The sequence below is a fragment of the Barnesiella sp. An55 genome (genome assembly GCF_002161555.1).
In the GTDB taxonomy this organism is placed as follows: Bacteria; Bacteroidota; Bacteroidia; order Bacteroidales; family Barnesiellaceae; genus Barnesiella; species Barnesiella merdipullorum.
Window position 1 is genome coordinate 91,465 of sequence record NZ_NFHZ01000003.1, and the last position, 12,756, is coordinate 104,220.

11 protein-coding genes are annotated in these 12,756 nt (G+C 51.9%); 5 read left to right on the plus strand and 6 right to left on the minus strand.

Features of this window, described 5'->3' with window-relative positions:
- Window positions 1-52 precede the first annotated feature (52 nt).
- Window positions 53-529, plus strand: a complete 477-nt coding sequence (locus B5G10_RS02720) for a DUF456 domain-containing protein (protein ID WP_087423341.1) — start codon at window positions 53-55, stop codon at window positions 527-529.
- A gap of 110 nt (window positions 530-639) precedes the next feature.
- Here the strand turns inward: B5G10_RS02720 and pckA are convergent, their stop codons facing one another.
- Entirely contained in the window at window positions 640-2,247 is a 1,608-nt protein-coding gene (gene pckA / locus B5G10_RS02725) for a phosphoenolpyruvate carboxykinase (ATP) (RefSeq protein ID WP_087423239.1), read from the minus strand.
- A gap of 271 nt (window positions 2,248-2,518) precedes the next feature.
- Here pckA and upp point away from each other — a divergent pair, with 271 nt between their 5' ends.
- The 3 genes from upp (at window position 2,519) to sulP (ending at window position 6,396) form a co-directional block, all read left to right on the plus strand.
- Window positions 2,519-3,169, plus strand: a complete 651-nt coding sequence (gene upp / locus B5G10_RS02730) for a uracil phosphoribosyltransferase (protein ID WP_087423240.1) — start codon at window positions 2,519-2,521, stop codon at window positions 3,167-3,169.
- 45 nt (window positions 3,170-3,214) lie between these two features.
- Entirely contained in the window at window positions 3,215-4,345 is a 1,131-nt protein-coding gene (locus B5G10_RS02735; RefSeq protein ID WP_087423241.1) for an N-acetyltransferase, read from the plus strand.
- Window positions 4,346-4,710: 365 nt separating this feature from the next.
- Entirely contained in the window at window positions 4,711-6,396 is a 1,686-nt protein-coding gene (gene sulP, locus B5G10_RS02740) for a sulfate permease (RefSeq protein WP_087423242.1), read from the plus strand.
- A gap of 128 nt (window positions 6,397-6,524) precedes the next feature.
- Here sulP and cysS read toward each other — a convergent pair whose 3' ends face one another.
- The 5 genes from cysS to B5G10_RS02765 all read right to left on the minus strand — a co-directional run bounded on the left by cysS (window position 6,525) and on the right by B5G10_RS02765 (window position 11,642).
- A complete protein-coding gene (cysS, locus tag B5G10_RS02745) occupies window positions 6,525-7,997 on the minus strand; it encodes a cysteine--tRNA ligase (RefSeq protein ID WP_087423243.1) in 1,473 nt (490 codons plus the stop codon).
- Between the two features lie 35 nt (window positions 7,998-8,032).
- On the minus strand, window positions 8,033-8,734 hold the full coding sequence (locus B5G10_RS02750) for a Bax inhibitor-1/YccA family protein (RefSeq protein ID WP_087423244.1): 702 nt from the start codon (window positions 8,732-8,734) through the stop codon (window positions 8,033-8,035).
- A gap of 27 nt (window positions 8,735-8,761) precedes the next feature.
- A complete protein-coding gene (gene argS / locus B5G10_RS02755) occupies window positions 8,762-10,555 on the minus strand; it encodes an arginine--tRNA ligase (protein ID WP_087423245.1) in 1,794 nt (597 codons plus the stop codon).
- A gap of 185 nt (window positions 10,556-10,740) precedes the next feature.
- Entirely contained in the window at window positions 10,741-11,367 is a 627-nt protein-coding gene (locus tag B5G10_RS02760; RefSeq protein WP_087423246.1) for a lysine exporter LysO family protein, read from the minus strand.
- Window positions 11,364-11,642 carry a LysO family transporter gene (locus B5G10_RS02765; RefSeq protein WP_087423247.1) on the minus strand — a complete coding sequence of 93 codons (279 nt, stop codon included), beginning with the start codon at window positions 11,640-11,642 and terminating at the stop codon, window positions 11,364-11,366. The genes B5G10_RS02760 and B5G10_RS02765 overlap by 4 nt, the downstream gene beginning before the upstream one ends.
- A gap of 472 nt (window positions 11,643-12,114) precedes the next feature.
- Here B5G10_RS02765 and B5G10_RS12535 point away from each other — a divergent pair, with 472 nt between their 5' ends.
- Window positions 12,115-12,507 (plus strand): hypothetical protein, encoded by a 393-nt coding sequence (locus tag B5G10_RS12535; protein ID WP_143241037.1) that lies wholly within the window; start codon window positions 12,115-12,117, stop codon window positions 12,505-12,507.
- The last annotated feature ends 249 nt before the right edge of the window (window positions 12,508-12,756 follow it).

The following is a 12,756-nucleotide window of genomic DNA, read 5'->3' on the forward strand; positions in this document are numbered from 1 at the left end:
CCAGGCGACAAGGGGAATCAATAACCACTATTACAAAAAAAAGAGAACCGATATGGATATCGTTTGGATTATTCTGGGAGCCGTGTGTCTGCTCGTGGGGTTGGCCGGCTGTTTTCTGCCCGCATTGCCCGGGCCGCCGCTCGCCTATGTGGGTATGCTGTTGCTCCACATAACCGACCGGGTGCAGTTTACCGTTACGCAACTTGTCGTGTGGGCCATACTGGTCATCGTGGTGCAGGTGCTCGACTACTTTACGCCTCTCATCGGTACCAAGTATGGAGGCGGCAGCAAGTGGGGGAATCGCGGTTGTATTGCCGGCATGGTACTGGGCATGTTTCTTTTTCCCCCGTGGGGAATTATTCTGGGTCCTCTCGTGGGGGCCATCGTGGGCGAACTGTTGGCAGGCAAACTCACGCACGAAGCTCTCAAGGCCGGTTTGGGTGCCTTCCTGGGATTTTTGCTGGGGGTGATTATCAAGGTGTCGCTTTGCGGCTATTTTATCTATGCTTTTGTGGCGGCTCTCGTGTGAGTGGCGCTACGGGGCATGTGTGTCGTGTGTGACATTGTTTCTTTAAAAAGCAACCGAGGCTGCTCCTGTGCGGGGCAGCCTCGGTTTTTATTTGGTCAATCGATTTTCGATTAGAGTTTCGGGCCAGCGGCAACCAGAGCCTTACCAGCGGCGTTTCCTTCGAACTTAGCGAAGTTCTTGATGAAGCGGCCAGCCAGGTCTTTGGCTTTGGCATCCCAATCGGCAGGATTGGCATACGTGTCGCGAGGATCGAGGATGTTCTTGTCAACACCCGGCAGTTCGGTAGGAACAACGAAGTCGAAGTAGGGGATAACTTTCGTCGGAGCCTTGTCGATAGAACCGTCGAGGATGGCGTCGATGATACCACGAGTATCGCGAATCGAGATACGTTTGCCAGTTCCGTTCCAACCGGTATTTACCAGGTAAGCCTTGGCACCAACCATTTCCATCTTCTTAACCAGCTCTTCGGCATATTTGGTAGGATGCAACGACAGGAAGGCTGCACCGAAGCAAGCCGAGAAGGTAGGAGTAGGCTCGGTGATACCACGCTCGGTACCGGCCAATTTGGCGGTGAAGCCCGAGAGGAAGTAGTATTTCGTTTGCTCGGCGTTCAGGATAGAAACGGGGGGCAATACACCGAATGCATCGGCCGACAGGAAGATAACCTGTTTGGCGTGCGGGCCTTTCGATACGGGTTTAACGATGTTGTTGATGTGGTAGATAGGATACGATACACGGGTGTTCTCCGTTACGCTCTTATCGGCGAAGTCGATTTTGCCGTTGGCGTCAACCGTAACGTTCTCGAGGAGGGCGTCGCGTTTGATGGCGTTGTAGATATCGGGCTCGCTGTCTTTATCGAGGTTGATAACCTTGGCATAGCAACCACCTTCGTAGTTGAATACACCGTCGTTGTCCCATCCGTGTTCGTCATCACCGATGAGCAGACGTTTCGGGTCGGTCGAAAGAGTAGTTTTACCTGTACCGGAGAGACCGAAGAAGATAGCGGTGCTCTTGCCCTCTTTGTCGGTGTTGGCCGAGCAGTGCATCGAAGCCATGCCTCTCAAGGGGTTCAGGTAGTTCATGATCGAGAAGATACCTTTTTTCATCTCACCACCGTACCAGGTGTTCAAGATTACTTGCTCGTTGGTCTTCAGGTTGAATACCGTAGCGGTTTCGGAGTTCAAGCCCAGTTCTTTGTAGTTGTCAACTTTGGCTTTGGCGGCGTTGAACGATACGAAATCGGGTTCGCCATAGTTGGCCAGTTCCTCTTCGGTAGGACGGATAAACATGTTCTTTACGAAGTGAGCTTGCCAAGCAACCTCCATGATGAAACGTACTTTCAGGCGGGTAGCAGGGTTGGCACCGCAGAAAGTATCCATCACGAACAGTCTCTTGCCCGAGAGTTCTTTTACGGCTTTGGCTTTCAAATCGGCCCAAGCAGCTTCGGAGCAAGGTTTGTTGTCGTTTTTATATTCGTCGCTAGTCCACCACAGAGTGTCCTTGCTGGCCTCATTCATAACAAAGAATTTATCTTTGGGAGAACGACCGGTATAGATACCCGTCATTACATTCACAGCACCAAGCTCAGTTACCTGACCTTTTTCGTAGCCTTCCAAGCCTGCTTTGGTCTCTTCCTCAAACAGTACTTCGTAAGAAGGATTGTGTAAAATCTCTTTTACATCTTTAATACCATACTTGCTTAAATCTAATGTTGCCATTGTTCTTGAATTTAATGGTTTATAAAATATTACTCTATTTTCTTAGTCCATGAAAACCGACTGCAAAATTAACAACAAATTCTACAAGTAGCGATTTAATTAAAGAAAATTTTCGCTAATTGTTTGTATTTATTACAAATATACCCTCAATCGCTATGCCGGCATTGCAAAACGGCGCTTTTTTTAGGTTAAAAAGGAGAAAAAACAATTTATAATTTTCTAAAACAAAATTTATACGTACTTTTGTTCTTCGGCAAAAAAATAGAAAAATATGGAAGTTATCAATTTTGCCGAGAAAAACTCGGTAGTAAACCGTTTCATGGCCGAATTGCGGGATGTAAATGTTCAAAACGACCGAATTCGGTTTCGTCGAAATCTTGAGCGTATAGGCGAAATCATGGCTTATGAGATAAGTCATCGCCTCCACTACTCCGAAAAAGAGGTAACTACTCCGTTGGGTACCGCCCGGGTCAACCTTCCCGACGATACGGTTGTGCTGGCTACGATTCTGCGGGCAGGCCTCCCGTTTCACCAGGGATTCCTCAGTTGCCTCGACGATGCCGAAAATGCGTTTGTTTCGGCTTATCGCAAGTATAAGGATAAACTCAATTTCGATATCTTCATCGAGTATATCGCCTCACCCCGTCTCGACGGAAAGGTCTTGGTTATTACTGACCCCATGCTCGCCACGGGTGGTTCCATGGAGCTCTCGTACAAGGCGTTGCTCACCAAGGGCAACCCCAAGAGTGTACACATTGCGTCGGTCATTGCAAGCCGGCAGGCTATCGATTATGTGAAACAGCACTTCCCCGACGATACAACGCTGTGGGTAGGAGCTATCGACGACGAGCTCGACGACCACTCCTATATCGTGCCCGGCCTTGGCGATGCCGGTGACCTTGCCTATGGTATTAAAGAGTAGCAGGGGATAGATAGTGAGGAATATTTTGCTGAAATTATAAACATCATGTCAATCACAATTAAGGAAATTGCCGGGAATCGTGCCCTGAAGAAATTTGCGAAATTCTCGATCGACCTGTACAAAGACAACGAGTACTATGTGCCTTCGTTGGTCCTGGACGAGGTGGGTACCCTCAGTGCAAAAAGCAACCCGGCTTTCGACTTTTGCGAGTCGGTTTATTACATGGCCTATCGCGACGGCAAACCTGTGGGTCGCATTGCCGGTATCATCAACCGCAAAGTCAACGAAAAGACAGGCGAGAAGGCGGCCCGATTTGGTTTTGTCGATTTTATCGACGACCGCGAGGTGAGCAAAGCGCTCTTCGATGCCGTAGAGAAATGGGCCCGATCCAAAGGGATGAACCAGATGCATGGTCCCCTGGGTTTTACCGATATGGATCCCGAGGGATTGCTTGTCGAGGGTTACGACCAGCTCAGCACCATGGCTTCGATTTATAACTATCCCTACTATGTCGATCACATCGAAGGGTTGGGTTATGAAAAGGCCGTCGATTGGGTTGAGTACAAAATCAAGGTGCCCGAGTGTGTGCCCGAGAAGCATCAGCGCATCAGCGATATCGTGCAACGCAAGTACAACCTGCGCATCCTCAAGTTCAAGAAGGCTTCGGAGGTTCATAAGGGAAATTACGGTCAGAAGATTTTCGATCTCATCAACGATGCCTACGCCAATCTGTATGGCTATTCGGCTCTCTCGCAGCGTCAAATCGACTACTATGTCAATATGTACATCCCCTTGTTGCGTCTCGAGAATGTGACCCTCATTGTCGATGAGCACGATGATCTCATTGCCGTGGGTATTGCCATCCCCTCCATGTCGAAGGCGTTGCAGAAATCGCGTGGCCGCCTCTTCCCCTTCGGTTTCATCCATCTGCTCAAAGCGCTCAAAGGGAAAAACGACGGCGTCGATCTGCTGTTGGTGGCCGTGCGTCCCGACTATCAGAGCAAGGGGGTCAATGCTCTCCTCTTCTCGGATCTTATCCCCGTCTTCATCCGCAACGGCTATAAGTATGCCGAGAGTAACCCCGAGCTCGAGGAGAATGAGAAGGTGCAGTCGCAGTGGCAATACTTTGAGCGTCACCAGCACAAGCGCCGTCGGGCCTACACCAAGAAGATTTAGTCGTTGGTAAAGAGAGCCGGGAGCCAGAGGCTTCGGCGATAGCTTTGCCGTGAGATAGCGTTTGGGTTGTCCCCTTTGCCACAAGGTTTCTTGTGGCAAAGAGGACAATTGCTTTCTGTAGAGGGGGCTTTTGAATAAAGACCGGAGCTATCGGCCGGGCTCCATCGGGGCGTGTATTTAAATTTTTTCAGCAAACGTATCTTCCGAACCATAAAAAAGAGTTAATTTTGCCGCTGTTTTTTCTGGCCGACGGTGAAGTCGGCTGCTCTTCATAGCCATTGTCCATCGGCATGGTTACAAATGTGAGGAGCGAGACTCCCTGTGGGGAGATAGGTAAATAGGTATTATCAGGTAAAAAGAAAAAGATGAAAAGCAGATTGGATTTTCACCCGAAGTTTGTGGCTTCGTTGGCAAACTATTCCAAAGAGAGATTCCTCAAAGACCTCATGGCCGGTATCATCGTGGGCATCGTGGCGCTGCCACTGGCCATTGCTTTTGGTATCGCCTCGGGGGTATCGCCCGAGAAGGGTCTTATCACGGCCATCATCGGTGGCTTTATCGTTTCGTTTCTGGGGGGTAACAGCGTGCAGATAGGCGGCCCCACCGGAGCTTTTATTGTCATTGTCTATGGCATCATTCAGACCTATGGTCTCGAGGGGCTGGCCATCGCCACCTTCATGGCGGGGTTGATTCTGGTGCTCATGGGCTGTTTCAGACTGGGGACCATCATCAAGTTCATTCCCTATCCCATTGTGGTAGGATTTACCAGCGGTATCGCCCTTACCATCTTTGCCACGCAGATAAAAGATCTGCTGGGACTCACGATGGAGAGTGTGCCTGCCGATTTCATATCGAAGTGGATTGCCTACTTCCAGCATATCGACTCTACCAACTTCTGGTCGTTGGGCATCGGGGTGCTCAGTATTCTCATCATTGCCTATACGCCGCGCATATCCAACAAGATACCGGGCTCGCTCATGGCCATTATTCTCATGACGGTGCTGGTCTATGTGCTCCGTCATATCTGGGGTATCGAGGGTATCGAGACGATTGGCGACCGGTTCAATATCAGCAACGAGGTGCCCGAGCCGCAATCGCTCAATATCAATATGGATACCATAAACCAGCTCCTCTCCCCGGCCTTCACCATCGCCGTGCTGGGAGCCATCGAGTCGTTGCTTTCGGCTACCGTAGCTGATGGTGTGACCGGCGACAAAACCAACTCGAACACCGAGTTGATAGCCCAGGGAGCTGCCAACATCGTGGTACCTTTCTTCGGTGGAATCCCCGTGACCGGCGCCATTGCCCGCACCATGACCAACATTAACAACGGGGGTCGCACTCCCGTAGCCGGCATGATACACGCCGTGGTGTTGTTGCTGATATTCCTTTTCCTCATGCCGCTCATCCAGCTCGTTCCCATGTCGTGTCTGGCCGGTGTACTGATTGTGGTTGCCTATAACATGAGCGGCTGGCGCACGGTGCGTTCGTTGTTGAAGAATCCCAAGTCCGACGTATCGGTGCTCATCATCACCTTCCTGCTCACCGTTATCTTCAACCTCACGATTGCCATCGAGATAGGTCTGTTGCTGGCCGTGGTACTCTTCTTGCGTCGTATGACCGAGACGACCCGTATCTCGGTATTCCACGACGAACTCGATATTGCTCACGGCACCGAGTCGAATCAGCACGAGGTGTTGAAGGTGGCCAAGGGGGTAGAGGTGTACGAAATCGAGGGGCCCTTCTTCTTTGGCATCGCTACCAAATTTGACGAACTCATGCGTAGCATGGCCGACCGTCCGCTGGTGCGCATTATCCGCATGCGCAAGGTTCCCTTTATCGACTCTACCGCCATTCACAACCTTGAGATATTGATTACTTCGTCGCAGAAGGAGAAGATTCACGTCATCCTCTCGGGGGTTAATCCCCGGGTACACGAGACCCTCAAGAAGGCCAATATCGACAAGCTCATCGGCGACGACCACATCTGCGATCACATTACCAAAGCGGTGGCCAAGGCCAACGAGTTTGTGGCCGAAATGAAGCGATAATCTTGCCGCGACGGGGGCTATTGCTTCTGCGGTGGCCTCGCACAAGGCATGGATATGACAGTGCATATACAAAAAAGGAGGCCCGGGATTATGGTCCCGGGCCTCCTTTTATATTGGGTCGAGAGGAGTTATTTCAGTTTCCACTCTACACCCTCTTTGGTATCTTTGATTTCGAAACCGATTTCGGTCAACTTGTCGCGGATGTAGTCCGAGGTGCTCCAGTCCTTGCGGGCCTTGGCCTCTTTGCGAACATCGAGCAGCAAATCGACAGCCTTGTGGTAAGCCTCGTTCCCTTCGTCCGAAGCCTTGGCCTCCTCGCGGATGCCCATGATGTCGAACAGGAAGGTCGAGAAGGTCTCCTTCAGGTGAGCGATATCGTCGGCCGTCAGTTTAGCCTCGCCGGCCAGAGCCGTGTTGATTATCTTCACGGCCTCGAAGAGGTGCGAGATGACGATGGGCGTACTCAGGTCGTCGTTCATGGCCTCGTAGCAGTGTTCGCGAATAGCCTTGACATCGACCGTAGAGCTGTCCGACGGAGTAATCTTGGCCAGGTTGTTCCAACCCTCGAGCATGCGTTGCAGGGCCTTTTCCGAAGCTTGCAGCGCCTCGTTGCTGAAATCGACGGTGCTGCGGTAGTGGGCTTGCAGGATGAAGAACCGGATGGTCATGGGCGAGTAGGCCTGTTGCAGCAACTTGTGGTTGCCGGAGAAGAACTCGTCGAGGGTGATGAAGTTGCCCAGCGACTTGCCCATCTTCTGGCCGTTAATCGTAATCATGTTGTTGTGCATCCAGTAGTGCACGGTCTCGTGTCCCTGAGCGGCTACCGACTGGGCAATCTCGCACTCGTGGTGGGGGAAGAGCAGGTCCATGCCGCCACCGTGAATGTCGAACTCCTCGCCTAGATACTTGGTGCTCATGGTCGAGCACTCGAGGTGCCAGCCGGGGAATCCGTCGCTCCAGGGCGAAGGCCAGCGCATGATGTGCTCGGGGGCTGCCTTTTTCCACAGGGCGAAGTCGAAGCTGTTGTGCTTCTCGCTCTGCCCGTCGAGCTCGCGGGTGGTGTTGAGCAGGTCGTCGATGTTGCGGCCCGACAGTTTGCCGTAGTGGTGGTCTTTGTTGTATTTCACCACGTCGAAGTAAACCGAGCCGTTGCTCACATAGGCATAGCCGGCATCGAGAATCTTCTTGATATACTCGATCTGTTCGATGATGTGTCCCGAGGCGTGCGGCTCGATGCTGGGGGGCAGCACGTTGAGAGCCTCCATCGCCTTGTGGTAGCGGTTGAGGTAATATTGTACCACCTCCATCGGTTCAAGCGATTCGAGGCGGGCCTTCTTGGCAATCTTGTCTTCGCCTTCGTCGGCATCGTTTTCGAGGTGTCCCACGTCGGTGATGTTGCGCACATAGCGCACCTTATATCCCAGATGTTTGAGATAGCGGAACAGCACATCGAATGTGATAGCCGGGCGGGCGTGCCCCAGGTGAGCATCGCCATAGACGGTGGGGCCGCACACATACATGCCCACATAAGGCGGGTTCAGCGGTTTGAACTCCTCCTTCTTGCGGTCGAGTGTATTGTAGATGAAAAGGGGTTGTGTCATATTGCGTGTATTTAGATACCTGATTCAGAGGTTCCTTAATCGTTGCCGCGGCCAAAGAAGCGGAGCAGGTAGAGGAACAGGTTGATAAAGTCGAGATAGAGCGACAGGGCACCGATGGTGGCCAGTTTGCCCATCTGCGAGGGTTCTACCACATAGGCGGCATTCTTAATCTTCTGTGTATCCCAGGCGGTGAGGCCGATGAAGAGGGCTACACCCACGAAACTGATAATCCAGTCGAGGGTGCTGCTGGCTACGAAGATGTTGACTACCGTGGCGATGATGAGTCCGAAGAGGGCCATCATGCAGTAGCTGCCAAACTTGGTCATATCGTTTTTGGTCACCAGTCCATACACGCTCATGGCACCGAATACACCGGCCGTGATGAAGAAGGTATAGGCGATGGAGCCCAGCGAATAGACGACGAAGATAGACGAGAACACTACGCCGTTGAGTATGGCATAGAGGTAGAAGAGCAGCACGGCCGTGGTCGAGCTGAGCTTGTGGAGCATCCCCGACACGACGAATACGATGGCCAGCTCGGCAATGATCAGGCCGAAGAAGATGGCCCGGCTGCCCATGATGGTCATCAGCAGGGAGGGCGACGAGGCTACATAAAGAGCCGTGAAGGCGGTCACCACAAGGGCCAGAAACATGCGCACATAAACTTTGCGCATGACAATCGACAATACCGATGAGTTGGCGGTCGATTTATACGAAGAATCATACAAGTTTTCCATATCTGTTCTATTTATGGGTTATTGTTGTTACATGCGGTCGGGTACCTCGATACCGAGCAGACCCATACCGGTTTTGATGACTTTGGCTACATTGGCCGAGAGCATCAGTCGGAAAGCCCGAACCTGAGCGTTCTCTTCGCGCAGAATCGAGTAGTCGTGATAGAACTGGTTATACTCTTTGACCAAGTCATATACATAGTTGGCAATGAGCGAGGGGCTGTAGATGCGCCCGGCCTCGGCCACTACCGAGGGGAAATCGGCCAGATGTTGAATGAGCGAAATCTCTTTTTCGGTAGGCTCTACGTGGCTGGTATCTTCGTGACGATAGTCGATACCGGCCTCGGCGGCCTTGCGCATTACCGAGCAGATGCGGGCGTGGGTATATTGGATGAAGGGACCCGTGTTGCCGTTGAAGTCGATCGACTCTTTGGGATTGAAGGTCATGTTCTTGCGGGGATCGACCTTCAGGATAAAGTATTTCAAGGCTCCCAGACCCACGATGCGCGAAATCTCTTCGGCCTCTTCGGCGGTGCAACCGTCGAGTTTGCCCAGTTCGGCCGAAGTCTCGCGGGCCGTGGCAATCATCTCGTCCATGAGGTCGTCGGCATCGACCACCGTACCTTCGCGCGACTTCATCTTGCCCTCGGGCAGCTCTACCATACCGTAGGAGAAGTGCACCAGGTCTTTGCCCCACTTGAACCCGAGTCGGTCGAGCAGTATGGAGAGAACCTGGAAGTGGTAGTTTTGTTCATTCCCCACGACATAAATCATCTTGTCGATGGGGTAGTCTCTGAACCGCTGTTGGGCTGTACCGATATCCTGGGTCATATAGACCGAGGTCCCGTCTTTGCGCAGCAGCAGTTTCTGGTCGAGCCCTTCGTTGGTGAGGTCGGCCCATACCGAGCCGTCTTCCTTGCGGAACATGATTCCTTTTTCGAGCCCTTCGAGAACCTTTGCCTTCCCTTCGAGGTAGGTCTGCGACTCGTAATATATCTTGTCGAAATCGACACCCAGGCGACGGTACGTCTCGTCGAATCCGGCATATACCCAGTTGTTCATCATCTCCCACACCTTGCGCACCTCGGGGTCGCCTGCCTCCCACTTGCGCAGCATTTCGCGGGCCTCCTGCATGAGGGGCGATGCGGCTTCGGCCTCTTCGGCAGTCATGCCTTTGGCCTCCAGCTCCTTCACCTCCTGTTTGTAGTGCTTGTCGAAGAGCACGTAGAAGTCGCCGATGAGGTGGTCACCCTTCTTGCCGGCCTTCTCGGGGGTGATGCCGTTGCCCCACTTCTCCCAGGCCAGCATCGACTTGCAGATGTGGATACCGCGGTCGTTCACGATGTTGGTCTTCACTACCCGGTTGCCGTTGGCTTTCAAAATTTCCGAGAGGCTGTAGCCCAGCAGGTTGTTGCGCACGTGACCCAAGTGCAGCGGCTTGTTGGTGTTGGGCGAGGAGTACTCGACCATGATGAGCGGTGCATCGGGGGTAGCCTGGCGGATGCCGAAGTGCTCCTCCTCGTCGATGTGGTGAAGCATATTGCTCCAGAACGCCGGGGCGATGACCAGGTTGAGGAAGCCCTTGATCACGTTGAACGAGGCAACGGCCGGTTCGTGCTCCTTCAGATACTCGCCAATCTCCTGAGCCGTAGCTTCGGGAGCCTTGTGCGAGGCTTTCAGGAAGGGGAACACCACGAGGGTGAGGTTACCTTCAAACTCTTTTTTGGTCTTTTGGGGAGTGGTAGTCCCCGGGGCCGCGTCGATTCCATACAAGGCCTTTACAGCCTTGGTGGCGGCATCGGATATGATTTGTTCTATTTTCATGTGCTTACTATAATTAATATATGGGGTACAAAGATAGTGAAAGGTGAGCGCAGAGGCAAACGGAAAACGAAGTTTTCGACGTTTGATTATGCCAAATTGCCTCTTTTTCACAACAAACCCATTCGTCCCCGTCGGGACGAATGGGTGTATAGCTTGGAGACCCAGCGGGAGGGGTGCAGTTTGTATCAGCAGAAAGCGTTGATGAGGATAGGTACACTCACCTCGAGCACTATGCCATGCAGGATTGCTATGGGAATGAGCTCTTCGCCTCGCGAGGTGTTGCGCACAATCATGGGCAGGCACACATCCATCGAGTTGATACCAGCCACCGATATGGGTACCAGTCGTCCTCCCCAACGGGCCAAAGTAGGAGTGCCGAAGAGGGCGATCATCTCGCGTATGACATTGGCAAGCAGCGCTACGGTAGCCAGTTCGGTAGCACCCTGCACGCCGAGGGTTGCGCTTTTGAGGTCGGCAATCAGTACCGACGACAGCGAGTAGTATCCAAAACCGCTACCCACGAGCAGGCAGTCGCTGAGGTTGCGCCCGTGCAGCAGCAATACCCCTATGGCCGAGAAGAGCAACGTACCTGCAATGGTAAAGAGGGGAAGCAACGACATGCGGGGGTTGAGCGAGTGGATGATGTGGCGCAGGTCGGTGCCGCCGCCGAGACTTATCCCCACTTGCAGGATGAGGAGCGAGAGTATAATCATGGGCAGATCGTGTCCCAGCAGCCAGTCGGGAGCTTGTTGCGAGAGGCCCAGCCCGATACCGGCAATGAAGCAAAGCAGAATGAACAGATTCTCTTTCATAACTTACCTCCTTTCTTCAGAAATAGCCGTTGGGCCACCCAAGCGGCTACAATGCTTCCGGCTACGCCCAGGCAGGCTATGACCATGGCTTGCCAGCCAAAATTGTAGAGATTGTCGATGAGGTCGCGATTGGAGCCTATCGAGACGCCAAAGACAAACAATAAAAGACAGACGGTGGCCTGGATGCTCCATTTCGTCGCCTTGATGCAGGAGCGCCCCCGCAGGAGTACACCTACACCTATTCCTATGATGAGTAAAACGAGAATACGTAACATGGTTGTGCAATCTTTGTGCAACAGTGTACCACCGGCTGTCGGGGCCAGAGGGGCTCTGTTGCGATGATGTAAAACTGAATGGTTTGATTAAGCGGGCAGTAGGGCCCGGGGGGAGGTGTGCGGAAATGCAGCCCTCCCGTTGTGTAGAAGGGTAACGGTTCAAATGAATCCACTGAACCAGTGAACATACACCGTGGGCGAGGTATGCCGTGCGATACCCTGTGCAATCGTGTAGCGATGTCTGTTCAATGATACTGTCATACAAATAAACGTATAAAAATTCGACGCAAAGGTACTTATCTTTTGGAAAGAGGCAACAGGGGAATGGTGGACTTAATATAATTTAAGAGAAAAACAGGGCTTTTTCACGCCCTTTTGCGGTGATTGTGCCGGGTTGCTATGTTTGCCCGGTAGCTCAGCGGGGGGATGGATTGGATACAGCAGGGGGTACAAAAAGAAAAGAGCCGTGTCGATGGTACTCGACTCAGCCCTTATTCCATTTCTTTTTTTCGATCAATCGATTTTACTTGCTTGTGTTGCCTTTTTTACAACAGGGAGTTTGGCCCTTGTTGCAGTTGGCTTTGCAAGGAGCTTTTTGTCCGCACTTGGTAGTAGCGTTGCAGTTGGCTTTCTCCTTGCAGCAAGGAGTAGCCGATTGGCAGTTGCTTTTGCAATTGCCTTTGCAGGAAGCCTGTTTCCCACAAGTACCTTTACAATCTTTGCACTTGCAGTCGGTACATTTACACTCTTTTTTAGCACACTCTTTTTTGCAACATTCTGTTTTAGCCTTTTCGCTCTTGGTATTTTGGGCAACAGCCGGCAAAGCGATTATCGAAGCGGCGGCAATGCATGCCAGGATAAGTAATTTCTTCATAGGATATAATGTATTTAATGAGATTACAGTGCAAATATAGTACGAAGTGGCTGTGTGTCAAGTGTGGTGAGTCTTATTTTTTCAAAAAGCCGGACAATAAATTTGTAAAAGGTGTAAAATCGTATCGATTCTTTTCTTGAGTCTGCATCTCTGTGTTCTTGGAGATAAGGGATTGAAGATGGACTTCGCCTCGACAAAATTCAAATAAATTTGGTTTTGCTCTCGGCTTGCGCTATCTTT

Bases quoted from the DNA above. Each gene is read 5' to 3' on its own strand.
- cysS (WP_087423243.1), bottom strand. From the start codon at position 7,997: ATGACACAACCCCTTTTCATCTACAATACACTCGACCGCAAGAAGGAG.
- pckA (WP_087423239.1), bottom strand. From the start codon at position 2,247: ATGGCAACATTAGATTTAAGCAAGTATGGTATTAAAGATGTAAAAGAG.
- B5G10_RS02750 (WP_087423244.1), bottom strand. From the start codon at position 8,734: ATGGAAAACTTGTATGATTCTTCGTATAAATCGACCGCCAACTCATCG.
- sulP (WP_087423242.1), top strand. From the start codon at position 4,711: ATGAAAAGCAGATTGGATTTTCACCCGAAGTTTGTGGCTTCGTTGGCA.
- B5G10_RS02760 (WP_087423246.1), bottom strand. From the start codon at position 11,367: ATGAAAGAGAATCTGTTCATTCTGCTTTGCTTCATTGCCGGTATCGGG.
- argS (WP_087423245.1), bottom strand. From the start codon at position 10,555: ATGAAAATAGAACAAATCATATCCGATGCCGCCACCAAGGCTGTAAAG.
- B5G10_RS02720 (WP_087423341.1), top strand. From the start codon at position 53: ATGGATATCGTTTGGATTATTCTGGGAGCCGTGTGTCTGCTCGTGGGG.
- B5G10_RS02765 (WP_087423247.1), bottom strand. From the start codon at position 11,642: ATGTTACGTATTCTCGTTTTACTCATCATAGGAATAGGTGTAGGTGTA.
- upp (WP_087423240.1), top strand. From the start codon at position 2,519: ATGGAAGTTATCAATTTTGCCGAGAAAAACTCGGTAGTAAACCGTTTC.
- B5G10_RS02735 (WP_087423241.1), top strand. From the start codon at position 3,215: ATGTCAATCACAATTAAGGAAATTGCCGGGAATCGTGCCCTGAAGAAA.
- B5G10_RS12535 (WP_143241037.1), top strand. From the start codon at position 12,115: ATGGTACTCGACTCAGCCCTTATTCCATTTCTTTTTTTCGATCAATCG.